This is a genomic window from Shinella agrisoli, from assembly GCF_046557955.1.
Taxonomy (GTDB): Bacteria; Pseudomonadota; Alphaproteobacteria; order Rhizobiales; family Rhizobiaceae; genus Shinella.
This window is the reverse complement of record NZ_JBJIEP010000012.1, coordinates 39,505-61,767: the sequence shown is the minus strand read 5'-3', so window position 1 is coordinate 61,767 and position 22,263 is coordinate 39,505. Positions and strand designations below refer to the sequence as shown.

Annotated in this window: 24 protein-coding genes and 1 tRNA gene; 11 read left to right on the top strand and 14 right to left on the bottom strand. The window is 66.8% G+C overall.

Annotation, left to right across the window (positions count from 1 at the left end; translation table 11 throughout):
• Window positions 1-104: 104 nt before the first annotated feature.
• The 4 genes from ACIIOY_RS14490 to gatB form a co-directional block, all read right to left on the bottom strand.
• Complete coding sequence (locus tag ACIIOY_RS14490; RefSeq protein ID WP_411035383.1) at window positions 105-479, bottom strand: DUF2155 domain-containing protein; 375 nt, start codon at window positions 477-479, stop codon at window positions 105-107.
• Window positions 480-637: 158 nt separating this feature from the next.
• The gene (locus tag ACIIOY_RS14485) at window positions 638-1,033 is read right to left on the bottom strand and encodes an NADH:ubiquinone oxidoreductase subunit NDUFA12 (protein ID WP_411035382.1); all 396 of its coding nucleotides are present in this window, start codon (window positions 1,031-1,033) and stop codon (window positions 638-640) included.
• A 127-nt stretch (window positions 1,034-1,160) separates the two neighbouring features.
• Window positions 1,161-1,661 carry a GNAT family N-acetyltransferase gene (locus ACIIOY_RS14480; protein ID WP_411035381.1) on the bottom strand — a complete coding sequence of 167 codons (501 nt, stop codon included), beginning with the start codon at window positions 1,659-1,661 and terminating at the stop codon, window positions 1,161-1,163.
• 6 nt (window positions 1,662-1,667) lie between these two features.
• Window positions 1,668-3,170, bottom strand: coding sequence for an Asp-tRNA(Asn)/Glu-tRNA(Gln) amidotransferase subunit GatB (gene gatB, locus ACIIOY_RS14475; RefSeq protein WP_411035380.1), 1,503 nt, complete (start codon window positions 3,168-3,170; stop codon window positions 1,668-1,670).
• A gap of 141 nt (window positions 3,171-3,311) precedes the next feature.
• On the opposite strand from gatB, the gene ACIIOY_RS14470 reads away from it, so the two are divergent.
• The 3 genes from ACIIOY_RS14470 to ACIIOY_RS14460 all read left to right on the top strand — a co-directional run bounded on the left by ACIIOY_RS14470 (window position 3,312) and on the right by ACIIOY_RS14460 (window position 5,196).
• The gene (locus ACIIOY_RS14470) at window positions 3,312-3,761 is read left to right on the top strand and encodes an Rrf2 family transcriptional regulator (RefSeq protein WP_411035379.1); all 450 of its coding nucleotides are present in this window, start codon (window positions 3,312-3,314) and stop codon (window positions 3,759-3,761) included.
• 80 nt (window positions 3,762-3,841) lie between these two features.
• Complete coding sequence (locus tag ACIIOY_RS14465; protein WP_411035378.1) at window positions 3,842-4,744, top strand: NAD(P)/FAD-dependent oxidoreductase; 903 nt, start codon at window positions 3,842-3,844, stop codon at window positions 4,742-4,744.
• A gap of 194 nt (window positions 4,745-4,938) precedes the next feature.
• The gene (locus tag ACIIOY_RS14460) at window positions 4,939-5,196 is read left to right on the top strand and encodes a YjhX family toxin (RefSeq protein WP_411035377.1); all 258 of its coding nucleotides are present in this window, start codon (window positions 4,939-4,941) and stop codon (window positions 5,194-5,196) included.
• 60 nt (window positions 5,197-5,256) lie between these two features.
• Here ACIIOY_RS14460 and ACIIOY_RS14455 read toward each other — a convergent pair whose 3' ends face one another.
• The 6 genes from ACIIOY_RS14455 to ACIIOY_RS14430 form a co-directional block, all read right to left on the bottom strand.
• Window positions 5,257-5,769: a GNAT family N-acetyltransferase gene (locus tag ACIIOY_RS14455; protein WP_411035376.1), complete on the bottom strand. Its 513-nt coding sequence runs from the start codon at window positions 5,767-5,769 to the stop codon at window positions 5,257-5,259.
• Between the two features lie 132 nt (window positions 5,770-5,901).
• The gene (locus ACIIOY_RS14450; RefSeq protein WP_411035375.1) at window positions 5,902-7,047 is read right to left on the bottom strand and encodes a slipin family protein; all 1,146 of its coding nucleotides are present in this window, start codon (window positions 7,045-7,047) and stop codon (window positions 5,902-5,904) included.
• A 417-nt stretch (window positions 7,048-7,464) separates the two neighbouring features.
• A tRNA-OTHER gene (locus ACIIOY_RS14445) sits at window positions 7,465-7,538 on the bottom strand.
• 245 nt (window positions 7,539-7,783) lie between these two features.
• Window positions 7,784-9,265, bottom strand: a complete 1,482-nt coding sequence (gatA, locus tag ACIIOY_RS14440) for an Asp-tRNA(Asn)/Glu-tRNA(Gln) amidotransferase subunit GatA (protein ID WP_411035374.1) — start codon at window positions 9,263-9,265, stop codon at window positions 7,784-7,786.
• A 46-nt stretch (window positions 9,266-9,311) separates the two neighbouring features.
• Entirely contained in the window at window positions 9,312-9,599 is a 288-nt protein-coding gene (gatC, locus tag ACIIOY_RS14435) for an Asp-tRNA(Asn)/Glu-tRNA(Gln) amidotransferase subunit GatC (RefSeq protein WP_411035373.1), read from the bottom strand.
• Between the two features lie 212 nt (window positions 9,600-9,811).
• A complete protein-coding gene (locus ACIIOY_RS14430) occupies window positions 9,812-10,516 on the bottom strand; it encodes a metal-dependent hydrolase (RefSeq protein ID WP_411035372.1) in 705 nt (234 codons plus the stop codon).
• A gap of 111 nt (window positions 10,517-10,627) precedes the next feature.
• Between ACIIOY_RS14430 and ACIIOY_RS14425 the strand changes: the two genes are divergently transcribed.
• Window positions 10,628-10,924 carry an alkylphosphonate utilization protein gene (locus ACIIOY_RS14425; protein ID WP_411035371.1) on the top strand — a complete coding sequence of 99 codons (297 nt, stop codon included), beginning with the start codon at window positions 10,628-10,630 and terminating at the stop codon, window positions 10,922-10,924.
• Between the two features lie 10 nt (window positions 10,925-10,934).
• Entirely contained in the window at window positions 10,935-11,420 is a 486-nt protein-coding gene (gene ruvX / locus ACIIOY_RS14420) for a Holliday junction resolvase RuvX (RefSeq protein ID WP_411035370.1), read from the top strand.
• On the opposite strand, the gene ACIIOY_RS14415 is transcribed toward ruvX, so the two are convergent.
• Together ACIIOY_RS14415 and ACIIOY_RS14410 are read right to left on the bottom strand one after the other, a co-directional pair.
• Complete coding sequence (locus ACIIOY_RS14415) at window positions 11,366-11,692, bottom strand: DUF6105 family protein (RefSeq protein ID WP_411035369.1); 327 nt, start codon at window positions 11,690-11,692, stop codon at window positions 11,366-11,368. The genes ruvX and ACIIOY_RS14415 overlap by 55 nt on opposite strands.
• Complete coding sequence (locus ACIIOY_RS14410) at window positions 11,689-11,820, bottom strand: hypothetical protein (protein ID WP_411035368.1); 132 nt, start codon at window positions 11,818-11,820, stop codon at window positions 11,689-11,691. The genes ACIIOY_RS14415 and ACIIOY_RS14410 overlap by 4 nt, the downstream gene beginning before the upstream one ends.
• A gap of 206 nt (window positions 11,821-12,026) precedes the next feature.
• Here ACIIOY_RS14410 and ACIIOY_RS14405 point away from each other — a divergent pair, with 206 nt between their 5' ends.
• Entirely contained in the window at window positions 12,027-12,962 is a 936-nt protein-coding gene (locus ACIIOY_RS14405; protein ID WP_411035367.1) for an AEC family transporter, read from the top strand.
• Here the strand turns inward: ACIIOY_RS14405 and ACIIOY_RS14400 are convergent.
• Window positions 12,944-14,590, bottom strand: coding sequence for an acyl-CoA dehydrogenase family protein (locus tag ACIIOY_RS14400; RefSeq protein ID WP_411035366.1), 1,647 nt, complete (start codon window positions 14,588-14,590; stop codon window positions 12,944-12,946). The genes ACIIOY_RS14405 and ACIIOY_RS14400 overlap by 19 nt on opposite strands.
• A 170-nt stretch (window positions 14,591-14,760) precedes the next feature.
• On the opposite strand from ACIIOY_RS14400, the gene ACIIOY_RS14395 reads away from it, so the two are divergent.
• The 4 genes from ACIIOY_RS14395 (at window position 14,761) to dprA (ending at window position 18,958) form a co-directional block, all read left to right on the top strand.
• Window positions 14,761-15,702 carry an aspartate carbamoyltransferase catalytic subunit gene (locus ACIIOY_RS14395; protein ID WP_411035365.1) on the top strand — a complete coding sequence of 314 codons (942 nt, stop codon included), beginning with the start codon at window positions 14,761-14,763 and terminating at the stop codon, window positions 15,700-15,702.
• Window positions 15,699-16,991: a dihydroorotase gene (locus tag ACIIOY_RS14390; RefSeq protein ID WP_411035364.1), complete on the top strand. Its 1,293-nt coding sequence runs from the start codon at window positions 15,699-15,701 to the stop codon at window positions 16,989-16,991. The genes ACIIOY_RS14395 and ACIIOY_RS14390 overlap by 4 nt, the downstream gene beginning before the upstream one ends.
• Window positions 16,992-17,198: 207 nt before the next feature.
• Window positions 17,199-17,804 carry a glycerol-3-phosphate 1-O-acyltransferase PlsY gene (gene plsY, locus ACIIOY_RS14385; protein WP_411035385.1) on the top strand — a complete coding sequence of 202 codons (606 nt, stop codon included), beginning with the start codon at window positions 17,199-17,201 and terminating at the stop codon, window positions 17,802-17,804.
• 2 nt (window positions 17,805-17,806) lie between these two features.
• Window positions 17,807-18,958 (top strand): DNA-processing protein DprA, encoded by a 1,152-nt coding sequence (dprA, locus tag ACIIOY_RS14380; RefSeq protein ID WP_411035363.1) that lies wholly within the window; start codon window positions 17,807-17,809, stop codon window positions 18,956-18,958.
• Here the strand turns inward: dprA and ACIIOY_RS14375 are convergent.
• Window positions 18,890-19,144, bottom strand: a complete 255-nt coding sequence (locus tag ACIIOY_RS14375) for a hypothetical protein (protein WP_411035362.1) — start codon at window positions 19,142-19,144, stop codon at window positions 18,890-18,892. The genes dprA and ACIIOY_RS14375 overlap by 69 nt on opposite strands.
• 257 nt (window positions 19,145-19,401) lie before the next feature.
• Here ACIIOY_RS14375 and topA point away from each other — a divergent pair, with 257 nt between their 5' ends.
• Window positions 19,402-22,047 carry a type I DNA topoisomerase gene (topA, locus tag ACIIOY_RS14370; protein WP_411035361.1) on the top strand — a complete coding sequence of 882 codons (2,646 nt, stop codon included), beginning with the start codon at window positions 19,402-19,404 and terminating at the stop codon, window positions 22,045-22,047.
• The last annotated feature ends 216 nt before the right edge of the window (window positions 22,048-22,263 follow it).

Below are 22,263 nucleotides of genomic sequence, written 5' to 3'. Positions count from 1 at the left end.
CGATCCTAAACGCCATCGCAAGAACAGACCCAGCCTTCAAACCATAACTCCACGGTTGCTTGACCCGAGGATCCACGAGGACGCAGCGTTCGCGGAAAGCGGCCCTACTGCGCCTTCGCCTCCGCGTCCTCAGGCGGCGGGACGTCGGACTTCGTCTTGCATTCCGTCAGCCAGACGTCGTAGACGGCGTGCTCGACGGCGTTGAGGCCCGGGCTGTCGGCGAACATCCAGCCGGTGAAGATGCGGCGGATTTTCCTGTCGAGCGTGATCTCGTCGACCTCGACGAAGGAGGTGATCTTCTGCGCCTCGGTGTCGTCGCGGCTGTAGCAGACCTTCGGCGTCACCTGCAGCGCGCCGAACTGCACGGTCTCGCCGATATAGACGTCGAAACTGGTGATGCGGCCGGTGATCTTGTCGATGCCGGAGAAGACGGCGACCGGGTTCTCGATGCGCGCGGCCTTGGCCGCCACGGGTGCCATGGCCAAGCCTGCGGCCGCCGCTGCAAGCGCGACCGGGAGGAACCGCCATCCGGCGTTTGCCCGTGAAAACCCGACTGTCATGAATGCCGTCTCCTGGTATCCGCTCCGGCGCCTCGCCGGACGCTTCGAGCTACCGGCGAAATGTGGCCAAATCGGTATCAGTTGCCCGGTGTCCAGGCATCGTAGTCGCCGGTCACGCGCGGACGCTCGCCGGCAGCGGCAAGCGAGCCCGGCGGGCGATAGGCCTGGGCCGTGCCGGTCGGATTCGGGCGGTGCGGCTTCTGCCATTCGCGCGCCTTGTACTCCTCGTCGGCGGGGGAAACGTCCGTGCGGTGGTGCATCCAGCCGTGCCAGCCCGCCGGAATGGCGGAAGCCTCGGCATAGCCGTTGTAGATCACCCAGCGGCGCGTACGGCCTTCGGAATCCTTGCCGCCCTGGTAATAGACGTTGCCGAACTCGTCCTCACCCACCCTGGTGCCGAAGCGCCAGGTGTGAAAGCGGGTGCCGATCGTCTGACCGTTCCACCAGGTGAAAATCTGCTTGAGAAGGCTCATTGGCTGGCGTCCTTGGCAGGGCCGTGCCGCACGCGCGGCCCGAGACTGATATTTCTTCCGCTTATGGCGCGGAGAGGCCGGAATGTCCAGCATTTCCCGCACCTTCGCATGACGCTTTTCGCCGCGGTCAGCCGTCGAGCGGCTTCTCGTAGACATGCAGCGGCACGCCGGAAACGTCATCCGCCGTATGCTTCGCCTCGCCGACCTTCACGAAGCCGTGCGCGCGGTAGAAGGCGACCGCCGCGTCGTTGCGCGGATCGACCTCCAGAAACATGGCCTTGGCATCGGGAAAGCAGGTTTCGAGCTCGGCGAACATGTCGCGGCCGATGCCCTGCCGCTGGTAGCGCGGCAGCACGTAGAGCTGGTGCAGCAGCGCCGTCTCCGGCCGGTCCCTGGACATGGCCACATAACCCATGCCGGCCAGTTCCCTGCCGTTGTCGGCGACGACGAACTCGCTGTCCTTGCGCTCCAGCCGGCTTTTGAGCGCCGGCAGGGAATGCCAGCGCGCGGTGATCGCGCTCACCTTGTCGGCGCCGTAGAGCGCGTCGTAGGTCGCATGCCACGTCTCGGCCAAAAGCGCGCTGACCTTCGCCAGGTCGCGCTCGGAGGCCGTGCGGACGAAGAACATGGGGGGTTACTCCTCCAGGCCGAGCTTGGCCTTGACGAGGGCCTGCACGGCCTGCGGGTTGGCCTTGCCGCCCGTCGCCTTCATCACCTGGCCGACGAACCAGCCGGCGAGCGTGGGCTTGGCCTTGACCTTCTCGACCTGGTCGGGATTGGCGGCGATGATCTCGTCCACGGCCTTCTCGATCGCGCCGGTATCCGTCACCTGCTTGAGGCCGCGCGCCTCGACGATTTCCGCCGGATCGCCGCCCTCGTTCCAGACGATCTCGAAGAGGTCCTTGGCGATCTTGCCGGAGATCGTGCCGTCCTTGATGAGGTCGATGATTTGCCCGAGCTGTGCCGGAGAAACCGGCGTATCTTCAATGTCCTTGCCGGCCTTGTTCAAGGCGCCCAGGAGGTCGTTGATGACCCAGTTGGCGGCGATCTTGCCGTCGCGGCCGGCGGCCACCGCCTCGTAATAGTCGGCGATCGCCTTTTCGGAGACGAGCACCGAGGCATCGTAGACCGAAAGGCCGAGGTCCTTGACGAAGCGCACCTTCTTGTCGTCCGGCAGTTCCGGCAGGTCCGCCAGAAGCTGGCCGACGAATTCGTTGTCGAACTCCAGCGGCAGGAGGTCCGGATCGGGGAAGTAACGGTAGTCGTGCGCGTCTTCCTTCGAGCGCATGGAGCGCGTCTCGCCCTTGTTCGGGTCGAAGAGGCGGGTCTCCTGGTCGATCGTGCCGCCGTCCTCCAGGATGCCGATCTGGCGGCGGGCCTCGTATTCGATCGCCTGGCCGATGAAGCGGATGGAGTTGACGTTCTTGATCTCGCAGCGCGTGCCGAAGGGTTCGCCCGGACGGCGCACGGAGACGTTGACGTCGGCGCGCATGGAGCCCTCGTCCATGTTGCCGTCGCAGGTGCCGAGATAGCGCACGATGGAGCGCAGCTTCGTCATGTAGGCCTTCGCCTCGTCGGACGAGCGCATGTCCGGCTTGGAGACGATCTCCATCAGCGCGACGCCCGAGCGGTTGAGGTCGACATAGGACATGGTCGGATGCTGGTCGTGCATCGACTTGCCGGCGTCCTGCTCCAGATGCAGGCGCTCGATGCCGATCTCGATGTCCTCGAAATTGCCCTGGCGGTCCGGGCCGAGCGAGATGGTGATCTTGCCCTCGCCGACGATCGGGTCCTTGTACTGCGAGATCTGGTAGCCCTGCGGCAGGTCCGGATAGAAGTAGTTCTTGCGGTCGAAGACCGAGCGGTGATTGATCTCCGCCTTGAGGCCGAGGCCGGTGCGCACCGCCTGCCTGACGCATTCGATGTTGATGACCGGCAGCATGCCCGGCATGGCGGCATCGACGAGCGAGACATTGGCGTTCGGCGCCTTGCCGAATTCGGTCGACGCGCCGGAGAAGAGCTTGGAATTGGAGAGGACCTGGGCGTGCACCTCCATGCCGATGATGACTTCCCAGTCGCCGGTGGCGCCGGGGATCAAGCGTTTCGGGTCGGGGGTGCGGACGTCGACGATGGTCATGGAATGCTCTTTGCGGAAAGCCTCGATTTGCCTGCCTCGGTAGAACATATGGCCGGCCGGTGCAAGGCTTTGCCGCATCCGCCGGCGCTCTTCCGGCCGGCGAACTTGACAGCCGGCAGGAATCGTAACTATTATTGTTACATGAAAAGAAACAGCCGCCTTTCCGCCGTGCTTCACGCACTCATGCACATGGCTGAACGCGAGGCGCCGATGACCTCGGAAGACCTTGCGCTCTGCCTCGACACCAACGCCGTCGTTGTCCGGCGCACCATGGCCGGGCTTCGCGAGGCCGGCATCGTGCAATCCGGCCGCGGCCATGGCGGCGGCTGGCATTTCGCCCGGCCGCTCGCCGAGATTTCGCTGCTCGACATCTATAACGCGCTCGGCGAGCCGATCGTCTTCCAGATCGGCCCGGCGACGGAGATGCCGGGCTGCGTGGTCGAGCAGTCCGTCAACCGGGTGATCGGCGACGCGCTCAAGGATGCGGAAGCGATCCTGATGGCGCGCTTCGCCGGCACGACGCTCGCCGATCTCGCCGACGATTTCCGCGCCGCGGCAGCGGCGAAACGCGCCCGCGCCGACACCGGCTAAACGACAGCCGCCCGAATACCCGCATCGAACGACCGGCACCCGCCGGGCGAACGATGCCGCCTGCCCAGAAAGGATGAACCATGACCGAAGATGCCGTCATCATCGGCGGGGGCTTTGCCGGCCTTTCCGCCGCCCTGCAACTCGCCCGCGCCCGCCGCCGCGTCACAATCGTGGACACCGGCGAGCCGCGCAACCGCTTCGCCGCGCATTCGCACGGTTTCCTCGCGCAGGACGGCCGGCCGGGCCGCGAAATCCTCGCCGATGCCCGCCGCCAGCTTGCCGCCTACGGGACCGTCACCTTCCGCGACGTGCCCGCCGAGCGGCTGGACGGCGAGAAGGACGCCTTTTGCGTCGTCACCGGCGACGGCGGGCGGATCGGCGCGCGCCGCGTGCTGCTGGCCACCGGCTTCGAGGACCGGCTGCCGGCCATTCCCGGCCTTGCGGAGCGCTGGGGCAGGACGGTGCTGCATTGCCCCTACTGCCACGGCTACGAGGTCGGCGGCGGGCCGGTGGGCGTGCTGGCGCGCACGGCGGAAGCGGCAAGGTTCGCGGCGGTGGTCGCGGACTGGGGCGATGTCACGCTCTTCACCAATACGGTGCCGGAGCCGGACGAAGAGTCCCTCGCCGTGCTGGCGGCACGCGGTGTGAAGCTCCGGCCCGGCCGCGTCACCGCCATTTCCGACGGCCCGGACGGCATGCTCTCCGTCGAGACCGGCCCCGGCATTCCGACGCTGGTCAAGGCGCTGTTCGTCATGCCGGAGGCGCAGGTGCGCAGCGCGATCCCGGCGGACCGCGGCCTGGCGCTGAAGGAAACGCCGGTCGGCAACATCCTCCATACGGACGACACCGGCCAGACCTCGCTGCCCGGCCTCTATGCGGCGGGCGACATCGCGCTCGGCGCGGCCAACATCTCGCTCGCCTCGGCCAACGGCGTGAAGACCGGCGTCTTCCTGCACCATTCGCTGATCTGGCCGGCGCATTGACCTCCAGGAGCGCCCTCGTTATCTAGAGGACATCCTCCAATGGAGTCTTGATGTCCAACCTGTCGCAGACCCGCTGAGGACCCTGCCCGCAACAGCTTGCGTGCAGGGTCGGAAAAAACGATGAGCCCTGCCACCTGCCGGTGGCGGAACGTTTTTTCGCGTTCATCCGAACGCCAGACGGACATTCCAGGACTATGGACATTTCCCGCGCCGAACAGCGCATCCTCCACCTGCTCGCCCAGGGCGGCAGGATCGACATCGAAAAAGACGAAGCGAAGAAGATCGTGGCCGTCGCCTGCATCACGCGGGACGGCTGGCGGGCCGGCGGGCTCGACATCGACCTCTTCCGCAAGCTGAAGCGCCGGCGGTGCATCGCCTCCTCCGGCGGCAGGCCCTACCGCATCACCGAACGGGGCCTCAAGCTGGTTCGCTCCCAGCTCGACAACCAGTGAAAGCGGGGGAGGCGCGGCGAAGGCCCGCCTCCCCCGCCTCATGCAGATCGAGGACAGACCCTAAAACCCGTCCGGCCCGTAGCCGGCGGGCTCATCCGCAACGAGCTGCCGGCGCAGGCCGACCGATTCGACGTCCCGGTCGAGGCGCGGCGAATAGTCGACCGAAAGCCAGTTCACCGCATAGCCGTGCTTCTGGAAGAAGCCGACAGCAACGATGTTGCGGGCATGGGTCTGGAGACGCGCCGCCTCGAAACCGGCCGCGACGACCTCCGCCTCCATCGCGGCGAGCAGGGCGGAACCGATCCCCCTCCTCTGATGCGGCGGATCGATCCAGAGATCGCTGATCTCGTCGTCCAGCGCCTCGCGCGATGCCCAGCCGGCAAGCACGCCGTCGCATTCGGCGACGCTTACCCGCAGCCAGTGGCCGGCGAGAAACTGCTCGAAGGCATTGCGGGCGTGATCGCTCCGCACCTGGAGGTCGGCCACGCCGAAGACAGCCAGCTCCCAGGCCCTGACGCCGATCTCGACCAGGGCCGGAACATCCTCTTCACGGGCATTGCGGACAGCGATCATGCGAAAGCCCTCTCCGCCGCCATGAAAGCATCGCGGAATGCCGTTGGCGAGGGATGCGGAAGTCTATCCACGAAGATGATGGGGAGGAAGGGGTAAAGCGGAACCGCCCGGCCTGCCGGCCGGGCGGTCCTCTCACTTGTCGCGGAGCTGGACGAGGTCGTTCATCAAGCCCGCCGTACCGTTGTGGATAGTCAGGCGCTCGACCTTCCCGGCGATGGCTTCCAGGGCCTCGAGCTCCTTCAGCCGCAGCATCACCGGGTTTTCCGCCATCACCTTCGCCGTGTTGAGGAGCGAACGGGTGGCGTTCGTCTCCTCGCGGCGGCGGATGACGTTGGCCTCGGCCTGCTTCTCGGCAGCCACGACCTGGTTGAGGATATCGCGCATCTCGCCCGGCAGGATCACGTCCTTGAGCTCGATGGCCGAAACCTCGATGCCGATGGCCGCCATGTCGGCCCGCACCTTCCCGGCGGCCTCCGCGTTGACCGTCACCTTGCGCTCGAGGACCTGGTCGAGCGTCAGCGTGCCGAGCGTCTGGCGGAAGGCGAACTGCAGCGCCCGGTAGAGGGCGTCCGCAAAGTCCTTCACCTGCGAGACCGCCGTCAGCGGGTCGACGACGCGGTATTCGGCCGAGATGTTCACCCGGATCGTCACCTTGTCCCGGGTGAGCAGTTCCTGGCCGGTCACGTCGAGCGACTGGCGCTTCAGGTCGACCACACGCACCTGGATCGTCTTGCCGACGTTCCAGAAGGCGTGGAGGCCCGGCTCCAGCATGCGCTGGTGCGTTCCGTCGACGAAGAGCAGGCCGACCTGGCCGTCGCTGACGACGAAGGCCGTCGCCAGCTCCGTGCGGCGGGCCCGCGTCAGCCGGCGCATCAGCTCCGGTTCGACGTCGAGCCGCTCGGCAAGGTCGACGCGCGTCTCGGTCCACGGACCGGCCGCGTTCCAGACCACGAGCTTCTGGTTCGGCGCCAGCACCGCGTGAAGCTCGCCGTCGCGCTCGACGACCGAGATTTCGCGGGCGTTCGTGCGGATGACCGTCAGTTCACGCTGCGCGACCTGCGGGAGCGTGTCGAACAACGGCTTCTCGTAGGCCGAAACGAAGACCGGCCGGTTCACGTCGTGGCGCTCCAGCTCCAGCATGCGGCGGCGGTTCGGCAGGCTGTGCTCGCCCGCGCCGAAAATGCCGAGGATCTCTCCCTTGTAGAGGGCGAGCACCCGTTCGTTGGCCTTCACGAGGACGCGCTTGCGTCCCAGGATCATATCGAGAAACATCGTCATTGTTCTGCTCCTTCGGTCATACGCTACGTCATGAACCGATCGTCCTTTCATCATCAGTTCCCTGGGGAACCCGGATCGCCCGGGGAACGTGCGGGCGGGGTATTCGATATGGATCCGGGAACCGGTTGACGGCCATCGGCGGCGGGTTTCCGGGAGCGGACCGCACAGCCCTTGGGCGGGCTCGGGAGCCGTGGCTCCGTCGCTGGCCGAAAGGCGGCTTGATCGTCACCGGCAACCGGACCGCGAACGTCCGGCGTCGGGCTTTCCGGAGAGGGAGCCTTGCGGCCCGCCCCCGGTCCACCGTCCGCAGTCCGGTCCCCGGACCGGATAAGAGACAGCGTGAAGGCTGTTTGGAGAAGGATTCGAACCTTCCACAGTCAGATTAACGGTCTGATGCTCTACCACTGAGCTATCCAATGGAGCAGACAGCGGGAATCGAACCCGCGACCTCCGGACGAATGTCCGGTGCTCTGCCACTGAGCTAGGTCCGCAATACCAGTCTTCTCGGCGCGGCATCCGTACACGACGGCGGCAGGGCCGCCTCGCGCGGGAGGAGCGGGAAAACTCCATCCGTTGACATCCGCACCGGCTGAACGACCGGGAGGGCGCGTTTATTCTCATGGCGATGCGGGATCAAGACGAAAAAGCCGCGCACAGGCTCACGCTGCGGCAGGTGTTGCCGTAGCGTCACACTCCGACGGGCGGGCTGATCGACTCGGCGGGCGCTATGCGCCGCTCACCACCATTTCGCCGGCGCGAAGCGGCCCGCCGCCTTTTCGATGACGTGGGCCGTCTTGAAAAGCGTTTCCTCCTCGAAGGGCTTGCCGATCAGCTGGAGGCCGAGGGGCAGGCCCTTGTGGTCTAGGCCGGCGGGGACGGAGAGGCCCGGAAGGCCGGCCATGTTCACCGTCACCGTGAAGATGTCGTTGAGGTACATCTTCACCGGATCGGCGGCGAGGTCCTCGTCGGCGATGCCGAAGGCGGACGACGGCGTGGCGGGCGTCAGGATCGCGTCGACGCCGGCGTTGAAGGCGAGCTCGAAGTCGCGCTTGATGAGCGTGCGCACCTTCTGGGCGCGCAGGTAATAGGCGTCGTAGTAGCCGGCCGACAGCACGTAGGTGCCGATCATGATGCGGCGCTTGACCTCGGCGCCGAAGCCGGCGGCGCGCGTCTTCTCGTACATGTCGACAATGTCCTTGCCGTCGACGCGCAGGCCGTAGCGCACGCCGTCGTAGCGGGCGAGGTTCGAGGAGGCTTCGGCCGGGGCGACGATGTAATAGGCCGGCAGGGCGTATTTCGTGTGCGGCAGCGTGATGTCGACGACGTCGGCGCCGGCATCCTTCAGCCAGGCGATGCCCTGCTGCCAGAGCGCCTCGATCTCGTCGGGCATGCCGTCGACGCGGTATTCGCGCGGAATGCCGATGCGCATGCCCTTCAGCGACTGGCCGAGCGCGGCTTCGTAGTCCGGCACCGGCAGGTCGACGGAGGTCGTGTCCTTGTCGTCGACGCTGGCCATGGATTTGAGGAGGATGGCGGCGTCGCGCACGTCGCGGGCGATGGGGCCGGCCTGGTCGAGCGAGGAGGCGAAGGCGACGATGCCCCAGCGCGAGCAGCGGCCGTAGGTCGGCTTGATGCCGACGGTGCCGGTGAAAGCGGCGGGCTGGCGGATCGAGCCGCCGGTGTCCGTCGCGGTCGCGCCGGCGCACAGGAACGCGGCGACGGCCGCGGCCGACCCGCCGGACGAGCCGCCCGGCACCAGATCGGCATTGGAGCCCTTGGCGCGCCACGGGTTCTTGACCGGGCCGTAATAGGAGGTCTCGTTGGAGGAGCCCATGGCGAACTCGTCCATGTTGAGCTTGCCGAGCATGACGGCGCCGTCGTTCCAGAGGTTCTGCGTGACGGTCGATTCGTAGCGCGGCTTGAAGCCGTCGAGGATGTGGCTCGCCGCCTGGGTGTGCACGCCCTCGGTGGCGAAGAGGTCCTTGATGCCGAGCGGGATGCCCTCCAGCGCGCCGGCCTTGCCTTCGGCGATGCGGGCATCGGAGGCCTTCGCCATGTCGCGCGCCTTTTCCGGCGTGACGGCGACATAGGCGTTGATCGCCGGGTTCGCCGCTTCGATAGCGGAAAGATACGCGTCCGTCAGCTCGACCGCGGTGATCTCCCTGGCGGAGAGCTTTTCGCGGGCTTCGGCAATGGTCAGGCGGGTGAGGTCGGTCATGGAGGAACTACTTTCGGAAGCGGAGGCTCTGACGGCGGAGGAGGCGTTACTCGACGACCTTCGGAACCTGGAAGAAGTTGCGGTCGGAGGCCGGGGCATTGGCGACGATGTCTTCCGCCTTGTTGCCGTCGGTGACGACGTCCTCGCGCTTCTTCATCTCCATCGGCGTGACGGAGGTCATCGGCTCGACGCCCTCGACATTCACCTCGGAAAGCTGCTCGACGAAGCCGAGGATGCCGTTCAGCTCGCCGGTCATGCGGCTTGCCTCCTCCTCGCTGACGGCGATGCGGGCAAGGCGCGCGACGCGCTTCACGGTGGCCAGATCTACGGACATGGATGGTCTCCGGTAGGAAATTTCCCCTTCGCTATACTGACCAAGCCCAAGGGGCGCAACGGGGAATGCGGGCAAACGAAGCAACACTCCCTCCGCCTGCCGGCATCATATGGCACGCCGTTGCCGCTTTCCCCTTCTCCCCGGCAGGGAGAAGGGGCCGGTGGCGCCCGCCGAATTCCATATGCGATCGCCCTGCCCTTGTGTGGGAGGGCTTACCGCGAGACCGAGCCGCCGGGCTTCGGCACCTCGATCTTCGCGGACGCGCCGTCCATGGCTTTCACGAAAAGGTCCGCCGTCTGGTCGATGATGCCGAAGGAGCCGTAGTGGCAGGGAAGGACGGTGTCGAACTTGAAGAAGCGCTGGCAGGCGAGCGCGGCGACGGCGCCGCCCATGGTGAAGCGGTCGCCGATCGGCACGAGGCCGATCTCCGGCTGGTGCAGCTCGTTGATCAGCGCCATGTCGGAGAAGATGTCGGTGTCGCCCATGTGGTAGAGCGTCGGCTCGTCCTCGAAGTGCAGCACCAGGCCGTTGGCATTGCCGAGCGAATGGGAAATGCCGTCCTCGGTGATCTGCGCGGAGGAATGCAGCGCGTTGACGAAGGTGGTGGAAAAGCCGTCGAAATGCACCGTTCCGCCGGTATTGCCCATATCGACCTTCTCCACGCCCTTCGCGCCGAGCCAGGCGGCAAGGTCGGCGTTGGCGAGCACGGTCGCGCCGGTCTCCTTCGCGATCTCGATCGTGTCGCCGACATGGTCGCCGTGGCCGTGGGTGAGAAGGATATGCGTGAGGCCGGCGACGGCATCCTTGCGGGTCGCGCCGTCGAAGGCGGGATTGCCGGTGAAGAACGGGTCGATCAGGATCTTTGCCTTGGCCGTTTCGATGCGGAAGGCGGAGTGGCCGAGCCAGGTGATTTTCATGTCTGTTCTCCCGTTTGGATTCGGCAGGCAATATAGTCGCGGCGAAGGCCGTTTCCATCCGCCGCCGGATCGTTATAAGCGTGGCCTTCGGCTTATTGAAGGAAACCCGCCATGAGCGACGACGACTACATCTATGACGAAGCGACCGGCGAATGGCGCCCGGCCTCCGAGATCGCGGCGGAAAAGGCCGCGCAGAATACGGTGCGCGACGCCAGCGGCAACGTGCTTGCCGACGGCGACTCGGTCGTGCTGATCAAGGACCTCAAGGTCAAGGGCGCCGGGCAGACCCTGAAGCAGGGCACGGTGATCAAGTCGATCCGCCTCACCGACAACCCGGAGGAGATCGACTGCCGGCACGAGGCCATCAGGGGGCTGGTGCTGCGGACGGAATTCGTGCGCAAGCGCTGAGAGGCCTTGAATGGCGACCCTCACCCTTGAAGAACTGGCGCAGACCCTTGGCCCCGGCCAGCCGATCGCCGGCCTCGACCTCGGCACCAAGACCATCGGCCTTTCCGTCTCCGATCTCGGCCGGCGGCTGGCGACGCCGCGGCCGGTGCTCAAACGCGTGAAGTTCACGCGGGACGCCGAGGTGCTGCTCGCCTTCGCGGCGAAGGAGAAGGTCGCCGCCTTCGTCATCGGCCTGCCGGTGAACATGGACGGCAGCACGGGCCCACGCGTCCAGGCGACGCGGGCCTTCGTGCGCTCCATGGCGGAAAAGACCGACATTCCCTTCGTCTTCTGGGACGAGCGGCTGTCGACGGTGGCGGCGGAGCGCACGCTGATCGAGATGGACGTCTCGCGCAGGAAGCGGGCCGAGCGCATCGATTCGGCCGCCGCCTCCTTCATCCTTCAGGGCGCGCTCGACAGGCTCTCGTCGCTGGCAAGGGCGGCCGGCGAGGACTGACGGCGGGCCTGCCACCAGGCGAGAATCTGCCTGCGGCGGCGGAAGGCGAGGATGCCGAGCACGAGAAGGCTGTCGACGGCGATGGCGCGCAGCACCAGCGGCGGCAGGTCCTCCGGCGGAATGCCGAGGATGTGGCCGTAGATCTGGAACACCAGGTCGTGCGCGTCCCGGGTCAGCATGAAGATGCCGAAATTCATGTCGTAGTAGGACAGCCCGTACCAGCTGCCGAGCAGCGCGATGGGACCTGCCCACAGAATCAGGAACCACTTCATGCCGCCCTCCTCTTCATGGCGAGAAGGTCGCCGGCCGCGAAGATCATCTCACCGACCGCCACGCCCGCGACGAGCACGATGAGCGGCACGACGATATCCACCGCCGCGAAGGAAAACAGGGTCGTCATGACCGACATCCGGGCCGTCCTGGCCATACTCGATACTCGCTCGCATGGTTAACACCAAGTAAACGGCACCTTTGCCCGTTAACCCTTTCCGTGCAATGCAAACCCTGCATTAAGGTTAATTTCCACACGGCTGCCTCCCGCCAGCGACTTGCCATGCCTTTCAAGGCGTGGAATGAGCGGAAGTCCCAATCGCCCGATCCGGTTCCATGCCCGACATCTTCGAAAGCATCCTGCCCGTCTTCCTGCTGGTCGTGCTGGGGGCGCTGCTCAAGCGCTGGCGGCAGATCGACCGCGACATGTGGAACGGGCTCGAGCAGCTCGGCTTCTTCGTGCTGTTCCCGTGCCTGCTCTTCACGACGCTCGCCAACGCCGAGTTTTCCGGCATCGGGGCCGTCAACGTCGCGGTCGGCTCCATCGGCTCGGTGACCTTCATCGCGCTCCTGCTGGCGCTCGCCTGGCCGCTCTTCCGCGCGGCGGGCGTCTCGGCGGCGTCCTTCACCTCCGTCTTCCAGACCTCGACGCGCTGGAACGCCTTCATCGCGCTGGCGATCGGCGAAAAGCTCTACGGCGCGGACAGCCTCGCCCTCGTCGCGCTTGTGGCGACGCTGATCATCATTCCCCTGAATTTCTACAATATCGCCCTTCTGGTCTGGTTCGGCGGCGGTACGCGCAGCCTGAAGACCTTCGCGCAGAAGATCGTCACGAACCCGATGATCATCGGTTCGGTGCTCGGCATCGCCATCAACCTACTGGGAATCCATATCTACGAGCCGCTGATGCGCACGGCGGAGCTGGTCGCGGACACCTCGCTCAGCTTCGGCCTCATCATGGTCGGGGCCGGGCTGAAGCTTGCCGATGCCCTGAAGCCGCGGCCGCTGGCGCTCCTGCCCGTCGCGCTGAAGCTCGTCTTCATGCCGATCGTCATGACCGGCGCGGCCTATGGGCTCGGCATGCGGGGCGAGCCGCTGCTCACCATCGCCATGGGCGCGAGCGTGCCGACCGCGATGAACGGCTATGTGCTGGCCAAGCAGATGGGAGGCGACGCGCCGCTTTACGCCGCCGTCGCGACGCTCCAGACGATCGCGTCCTTCTTCACCATTCCGATGGTGCTCGCGGCGACCGCCTATCTCGCCGGCGGATAGAGCAGGTCGACGATATAGGCCGAATCGAAACGCGAATCGAGCATGCCGTAGGTCGCGCGCCAGCCGGAGGCAAGGCGCGTTTCGAGGAAGGCGTCGGCGATGCGGCCGGCCCCGGCGCGGTAGAGCTCGGCGGCGCCGGCGGCGAGCGCCAGCTGCTCGACCAGCATGCGCGCCGCACCCTCGTCGCGCTCGCAGAGCGACAGGCAGGCGCGCAGCACGTCGACCGTCTTCTTGCCGGCGGGGCCGAGGTCGCGGGCAAGGGCGGCGAAGAGGATGTCGAAAAGGTCCCTGCCCCGGCCCATGACGCGCATGAGGTCGAGCGCCATCACATTGCCGGAGCCTTCCCAGATCGCGTTCACGGGCGCCTCGCGGTAGTGCCGCGCGATCGGCCGCTCCTCGACATAGCCGCTGCCGCCGATGCACTCCATCGCCTCGTAGATGAGCGCCGGGGCGATCTTGCAGCACCAGTATTTCGTGACCGGCGTCATGATCCGGGCGTAAGCCGCGTCCTCCGCGCTGTCGCGCGCCTTGTCGAAGGCCTCCGCGAGGCGGAAGGACAGCGCCGTGGCGCCGGCGACGTCGAGCGCCATGTCGGCGAGCACGCGCGTCATGATCGGCTGGGCGACCAGCGGCCTGCCGAAGACGCTGCGGCCGCGCGCATGGTGCACGGCCTCGGCGAGCGAGGCGCGCATGATGCCGGCCGAGGCGAGCGCGCAGTCAAGCCGCGTCAGCGTCACCATGTCGAGGATGGTGCGGATGCCGGCATCCGGCGCGCCGAGCAGGAAGCCGAACGTGTCGGAGAACTCGACCTCCGACGAGGCGTTGGAGCGGTTGCCGATCTTGTCCTTGAGGCGCTGGAAGCGCAGGCCGTTCGTCGAGCCGTCCTCCAGCAGGCGCGGCACGAGGAAGCAGCCGATGCCCTCCCGGGTCTGCGCCAGCATGACGAAGCCGTCGCTCATCGGCGCGGACATGAACCACTTGTGGCCCGTGAGGCGATAGATGCCCTCGCCGACGCGCTCGGCGGTGGAGGTGTTGGCGCGCACGTCGGTGCCGCCCTGCTTTTCCGTCATGCCCATGCCGAGCGTGACGGCGCTCTTCTGCATGGCCGGCTTGTTGGCGCTGTCGTACTTGCGCGACAGGATCTTGCGGCCCCATTCGCGCTGCACCTGCGGCGAGGCGGAGAGCGCGGCGACCGAGGCGCTCGTCATGGTCAGCGGGCACAGATGCCCGCATTCGAGCTGGGCCGTGAGATAGAAGCGCACGGCGCGCGCCTTGTGCGCCCTGCCCTTCTCGTCCGGCACGTTCTCCCAGAGCGAGGAATGCAGGCCGTTCGCCATGGAGCGGCGCATCAGCGCGTGCCAGGCCGGGTGGAAATCGACGACGTCGATACGCTCGCCGCGCGGCCCGTGGGTGCGCAGCTTCGGCACGCCCTCGTTCGCCATGCGGGCGAGCTCCTGCGCCTCCGGCGAGGTGACATAACGGCCGATCGCGTCGAACTCGTCGCGCAGCCCCTTCGGCATCGCGTCGGTGGCGTCGACCAGCAGCGGGTCGGAGCGATAGGCGTTGATGCCCGACCAGAGCGGCGGCTGGTTGAGATCGGCGAGTTTCTGTTCGGTGTCGCGAGTCATGAGCGGTTTCTATCCCAAGTCGCGGCGGGGCGAAACGGGGCGCTGCGCGCTGCGGCGCCCCGGCGGCCACAAAAGAGTGGGAATGCTCGGATGCAGGCCCTCTTCGCCTTGCCGCCGCGGAACCGACACTCTATAGACCCCGCGTATCCACGACATTGAGGCGGAGCCCCATGGACTTCTTTCCGCATCGCCACCTTCTCGGCATCAAGGGCCTGACCGAGCAGGAAATCACCCACCTGCTCGACCGGGCAGATGAGGCGGTCAAAATCTCCCGCCAGCGCGAGAAGAAAACCTCCACCCTGCGCGGCCTGACGCAGATCAACCTGTTCTTCGAAGCCTCCACCCGAACGCAATCCTCCTTCGAGCTCGCCGGCAAGCGCCTCGGCGCCGACGTGATGAACATGTCGGTCGGCAATTCCTCGGTGAAGAAGGGCGAGACGCTGATCGACACGGCGATGACGCTGAACGCCATGCACCCGGACGTGCTGGTGGTGCGCCATTCCTCCGCCGGGGCCGCCGCGCTTCTTGCGCAGAAGGTCTCCTGCGCGGTGGTGAACGCCGGCGACGGCCAGCACGAGCACCCGACGCAGGCGCTGCTCGACGCGCTCACCATCCGCCGCGCCAAGGGCAAGCTCTCGCGCATCATCGTCGCCATCTGCGGCGACGTGCTGCACTCGCGCGTCGCCCGTTCGAACATCCTGCTGCTCAACGCCATGGGCGCGCGGGTGCGCGTCGTCGCTCCGGCGACGCTCCTGCCTTCGGGCATCGCCGACATGGGCTGCGAGGTCTACCACTCCATGGCGGAGGGGCTGAAGGACGCCGACGTCGTCATGACGCTGCGCCTCCAGCGCGAGCGCATGTCGGGCGCCTTCGTGCCCTCGGTGCGCGAATACTTCCACTACTACGGGCTCGACGCCGAAAAGCTGAAGGCGGCGAAAGAGGACGCGCTCGTCATGCATCCGGGTCCCATGAACCGCGGCGTCGAGATCGCCTCGGAGATCGCCGACGGGCCGCAGAGCGTCATCGAGCAGCAGGTCGAGATGGGCGTCGCCGTCCGCATGGCCGTGATGGAAACGCTTCTTCTTTCGCAGAACCAGGGTGTTCGCGCATGACCCGCACCACTGTCCTTAAAAACCTCCGCATCATCGACCCCTCCCGCGATCTCGATGAGAACGGCTCCATCGTCATCGAGAACGGCAAGATCGCCGCCGTCGGCAGCGGCGCGCAGAACCAGGGCGCGCCGGAAGGCGCCGAAGTGGTCGACGGCCGCGGACTCATCGCCGCGCCCGGCCTCGTCGATGCCCGCGTCTTCGTCGGCGACCCCGGCGCCGAGCACCGCGAGACGATCGAATCGGCCTCGCGCGCGGCGGCGGCCGGCGGCGTCACGACCTTCATCATGATGCCGGACACGGACCCGGTGATCGACGACATCGCGCTGGTCGAATTCGTGCTGAAGACGGCGCGCGACAAGGCGGTGGTCAACATCCATCCGGCGGCGGCGCTCACCAAGCACCTCGCCGGCGAGGAGATGACCGAGTTCGGCCTCCTCAAGGCCGCCGGCGCCGTCGCCTTCACCAACGGCCGCAACCCGATGCACAATGCGCAGGTCTTGCGCCGCGCCATGACCTATGCCCGCGAGTTCGGCAGCGTCATCGCGCTCGAGACCCGCGACAGGCATCTGGGCAGCGGCGGCGTGATGAACGAGGGACTGCTGGCGAGCTGGCTCGGCCTTTCCGGCACCCCGCGCGAGGCGGAGCTGATCCCGCTCGAACGGGACCTGCGCATCGCCGGCCTCACGCGCGCAAAATACCACGCGGCACAGATTTCCGTGCCGGAATCGGCCGAAGCGGTGCAGCTTGCCAAGACGCGCGGCGCGGACGTCACCTGCGGCGTCTCGATCAACCACCTGACGCTGAACGAGAACGACATCGGCGAGTACCGCACCTTCTTCAAGCTCTCCCCGCCGCTGCGCGGCGAGGACGACCGCAAGGCGATGGTGGACGCGCTCGCGCGGGGCGACATCGACATCATCGTCTCCTCGCACGACCCGCAGGACGTCGACACCAAGCGCCTGCCCTTCGCGGATGCCGCGGACGGGGCGATCGGCCTCGAAACCATGCTGGCAGCAGCACTGAGGCTGCATCACAGCGGCGAAGTCCCCTTGATGCGCCTCATCGATGCGCTCTCCACGCGTCCGGCAAGAATCTTCGGCCTCGACGCCGGCACGCTGGCGCCGGGCGCCCGCGCCGACATCGTGCTGATCGATCCGGACGAACCGTGGCTCGCCGTCAAGGACGGCTTCGTCTCGCGTTCGAAGAACACGCCCTTCGAAGATGCCCGCTTTACGGGACGCGCGGTTAGCACCTATGTTGCCGGCGAGCGGGTGCATTCGCTGGGCTGACGGGACGCGGCCTGGGATGGTGGATCCTCGGGTCGAGCCCGAGGATGACGGAGGGGAGGAGACGTTGCTGAGCCCATCGATCGATGCGGCATGCGGCGACGTTTCCCAAAATCTGTCTACCTTCCCGTCGTCATCCTCGGGCTCGACCCGAGGATCCACGGCCGCGCATGCAGATAACGGAACTGGGGGAGAACAACCGTGACCGACATCCTCACCTGGCAGCTCGGCACCCTGCCGACGCTCGCCGCCCTCGCCTTCGGCTATCTCCTCGGTTCCATCCCCTTCGGCCTGATCCTCACCCGCATGGCGGGGCTCGGCGACGTGCGCAGGATCGGCTCGGGCAATATCGGCGCAACCAACGTGCTGCGCACCGGCAACAGGAAGCTCGCCGCCGCGACACTGCTTCTCGATGCCCTCAAGGGCACCGCGGCGGCGGCCATCGCCTCGCGCTGGGGCCTCGATGCGGGCATCGCGGCGGGCCTTGCCGCCTTCTTCGGCCATCTCTTCCCCGTCTGGCTCGGCTTCAAGGGCGGCAAGGGGGTCGCGACCTATGTCGGCCTGCTGCTCGGCCTCGTGCCGGTCGTGGTCGCCGTCTTCGCGGCCGTCTGGATCGGCCTTGCTTACCTGACCCGTTACTCATCCCTCTCTGCCCTGGTTGCAACCGCCGTATCTCCGGTTGTATTGTGGTTTCTGGGTCACGAGAAGGTGGCGGTGCTCTTCCTGCTGCTCACCCTGATCACCTGGTGGAAACACCGCACCAATATCAGCCGCCTCCTGAGCGGCACGGAAAGCAAGATCGGCAGCAAGGGATAGCCATGGACGACCGCAGCGCAGGCAGACGGGGGATTGCGCTGACGGAAAGACAGAGGATCGCCTGGCTGCGCCTCATCCGCAGCGACAATGTCGGCCCCGTCACCTTCCGCGAACTGATCAACCATTTCGGCAGCGCCGAAACCGCGCTGGAGATGCTGCCGGAGCTTTCCCGCCGCGGCGGCGCCGCTCGCAGCATCCGCGTCGCCAGCAGGGCTGACGCGGAACGGGAACTGGAGATCGCGGAACGGCACGGCGCGGCCTTCGTCGGAATCGGCGAGCCCGACTATCCGCCGCTGCTGCGCCAGATCGACGGCGCCCCGCCGCTTCTCGCCGTCAAGGGCAACCGCAAGGCCGCGGCGGCACCGGCCGTCGGCATCGTCGGAGCGCGCAATGCCTCGATCTCGGGAATGAAATTCGCGGGCCTGCTGGCGCGGGAGATCGGCCGGGCGGGCTATTCCGTCGTCTCCGGCCTTGCGCGCGGCATCGACACCGCCGCCCACCGCGCCAGCCTCGACACCGGCACCATCGCCGCCATGGCCGGCGGGCTCGACAAGCCCTATCCGCCCGAAAACGTCGGCCTGCTCAACGAGCTCACGGATGGACAGGGGCTCGCCGTCAGCGAAATGCCCTTCGGCTGGGAACCGCGGGCGCGGGACTTTCCCCGCCGCAACCGGCTGATCGCCGGCATGTCGCTCGGCCTCGTCGTGGTGGAGGCGGCCCTGCGCTCCGGCTCGCTGATCACCGCGCGCAACGCGGCGGATTTCGGCCGGCTGGTCTTTGCCGTGCCGGGCTCGCCGCTCGATCCGCGCTGCGAGGGCACGAACGGCCTCCTGAAGGACGGCGCGACGATCACCACGACGCCGGAGGACGTGCTCGACGCCTTGAGGCCGCTTTCCGAACCCGACCTCTTCGCCCCCCGCCCCGGCGCGGACGAGCCGGCGGAGGACATGCCGGCCGCCCTCCGGCTGCCGCCGAGCGACGGCGAGCGCGAGCGCATCGCCGAGGCGCTGAGCCAGGTGCCGGCCGAGATCGACGAGATCATCCGCCACACGGGCATTGCGGCTGCCACCGTCTACCTCGTACTCCTAGAACTTGACCTTGCCGGCCGGCTTCAGCGGCATGCCGGTGGCGGGGTCTCGCTGACCCCGGACTGAAAGCGGCCTGAGGCCGGACAGGATGTCCCCCGCCTCCATGTAGGCCATCTCGATCAGGTACTGCAGCATGTCGGCGCCTTCATTGTGCACGACCGTGCGCAACTCGCCCAGCATCTGGCGGGTGTAGGCGATGTTCTCCTCCGGCGTGTGCGGCGGGAGAACGGGCTTGGAAGGTTTCTCTCTCATGGCTTTTCCGTTGCACCAACGATTCAGAATCGCCGTAAGGTTGCATCTCTTGCGCCTGAAAAACGATACAATGATTATTTATAATTGCAACTGTAGATTAATCTCGCATTGGTTGCATGACGTTGCAACCGACTAATTTCAGCCCTACCTCTTGACCGGAACGCTTTCCCTGTTCATGTCGAAGCACGACTTTCCGGCGCGAGGCGCCCGTTTCGCCGCGCATTTCAGCCGCGGCGCCTGAAATCAGAGAAATGACGATGAATGTTGTAGTTGTGGAATCGCCTGCCAAGGCCAAGACGATCAACAAGTATCTCGGCCCTGGCTACAAGGTGCTCGCCTCCTTCGGCCATGTGCGCGACCTGCCGGCCAAGGACGGCTCCGTGCGCCCGGACGAGGACTTCGAGATGTCCTGGGAAGTCGACGGCGCATCGGCCAAGCGCATCAAGGACATTGCCGACGCCGTGAAGTCCTCCGACGGCCTCATCCTCGCAACCGACCCCGACCGCGAGGGCGAAGCGATCTCCTGGCACGTGCTGGACGTCCTGAAGAAGAAGAAGGTGATCGGCGACAAGCCGGTCAAGCGCGTCGTCTTCAACGCCATCACCAAGTCGGCCGTGCTCGACGCGATGCAGAACCCGCGCGACATCGACATCTCGCTGGTCGACGCCTATCTCGCCCGGCGCGCTCTCGACTACCTCGTCGGCTTCAACCTGTCGCCGGTCCTCTGGCGCAAGCTGCCGGGCGCCCGCTCGGCCGGGCGCGTGCAGTCGGTGGCGCTTCGCCTCGTCTGCGACCGCGAGGCGGAGATCGAGCGCTTCGTCTCGGAGGAATACTGGAACCTCTCCGCCCTCCTCAAGACGCCGCGCGGCGACGAGTTCGAGGCGCGCCTCGTTTCGGCCGAGGGCAAGCGCCTTCAGGCGAAGTCCATCGGCAACGGCGAGGAGGCGAACCGCCTCAAGGCCCTGCTCGACGGCGCGGCCTACCGCGTCGAGAGCGTCGAGGCCAAGCCGACGAAGCGCAACCCGGCACCGCCCTTCACAACCTCCACATTGCAGCAGGCCGCCTCCTCGAAGCTCGGCTTCTCCGCCTCGCGCACCATGCAGGTGGCGCAGAAGCTCTACGAGGGCATCGACATCGGCGGCGAGACGGTCGGTCTCATCACCTATATGCGTACCGACGGCGTGCAGATGGCGCCGGAGGCGATCGAGGCCGCCCGGCGGGCCGTCGCCAGCCAGTTCGGCGCGCGCTACGTGCCGGAAAAGGCCCGCTTCTACTCCACCAAGGCGAAGAACGCCCAGGAAGCGCACGAGGCGATCCGCCCCACTTCCTTCGACCGCACGCCGGACCAGGTGAAGCGCTTCCTCGATCCGGACCAGTTGAAGCTCTACGACCTCGTCTGGAAGCGCGGCATCGCCAGCCAGATGGCCTCCGCCGAGATCGAGCGCACCACGGTCGAGATCGAGGCGGACAATGGCAGGCGCAAGGCGGGCCTGCGCGCCACCGGCTCGGTCATCCGCTTCGACGGCTTCATCGCCGCCTATACGGACCAGAAGGAGGACGGCGAGCAGCCGGACGAGGGCGAGGAGGACGGCCGCCTGCCGGAGATCAACGCCAAGGAAAAGCTCGACAAGCAGAAGGTGAACGCCACGCAGCACTTCACCGAGCCGCCGCCGCGCTATTCCGAAGCCTCGCTCATCAAGAAGATGGAGGAGCTCGGCATCGGCCGCCCGTCGACCTATGCCGCGACGCTGGCGACGCTGCGCGACCGCGAATACATCGTGATCGACAAGCGCAAGCTGGTCCCGGAGGCCAAGGGCCGGCTCGTGACCGCCTTCCTCGAAAGCTTCTTCACCCGCTATGTCGAATACGATTTCACGGCCGATCTCGAAGAGAAGCTCGACAAGATCTCCGCCGGCGAACTCGACTGGAAGCAGGTCCTGCGCGACTTCTGGAAGGACTTCTTCGCCCAGATCGAGGACACCAAGGAGCTGCGCGTCACCAACGTACTGGACGCGCTGAACGAGGAGCTGGCGCCGCTCGTCTTCCCCAAGCGCGAGGACGGCAGCGACCCGCGCATCTGCCAGGTCTGCGGCACGGGCAAGCTGTCGCTGAAGCTGGGAAAATTCGGCGCCTTCGTCGGCTGCTCGAACTATCCGGAATGCAACTACACCCGCCAGCTTTCCGCCGACAACGGCTCGGACGCCGAAGCCGCCGCCTCCAACGAGCCGCAGAGCCTCGGCAAGGACCCGCACACGGGCGAGGAGATCACGCTGCGCTCCGGCCGCTTCGGACCTTACGTGCAGCGCGGCGACGGCAAGGAGGCCAAGCGCGCGAGCCTGCCGAAAGGCTGGACGCCGGCGAGCATCGACCACGAGAAGGCGCTCGCCCTGCTCTCGCTGCCGCGCGACATCGGCCGGCACCCGGAAACGGGCAAGATGATCTCCGCCGGCATCGGCCGCTACGGCCCGTTCCTGCTGCACGACGGCAGCTATGCCAACCTCGAAAGCGTCGAGGACGTGTTCTCCATCGGCCTCAACCGCGCCGTGACCGTCATCGCCGACAAGCAGTCGAAGGGACCGGGCGGACGGGCGCGCGGCACGCCGGCGGCGCTGAAGACGCTCGGCGACCATCCGGACGGCGGCCCGGTCACCGTGCGGGACGGCAAGTACGGGCCCTACGTCAACTGGGGCAAGGTCAACGCCACCCTGCCGAAGAGCAAGGCCGCCGACAGCGTCACGCTGGAGGAAGCGCTCGCGCTGATCGCCGACAAGGCCGGGAAATCGCCCGCCAAGGGCAAGAAACCGCCTGCGAACGCGAAGACAGCCAAGTCCGGAGAGACCAAGACGGCGAAGCCGAAGGCGGCAGCCAAGCCCAAGGCCGCAGCAAAGGCAAAGAAGGCCTGACGTCATGGACAACCTGGCTTTCGCATATAGGGGCAAGCCGGCTCCGCTCTCCTTCTCTCCCCGGGGAGAAGGTGGCCCGAAGGGTCGGATGAGGGGGAAAGCCATGGAACTCCTTCGCGAAGCCAGGTCGCCCCACCCCCTCGTCCGCCTGCCGGCGCCTTCTCCCCGAAGGGAGAAGGGGGCATACGGCTCACGTCTCATTTCCCATCGGATCGC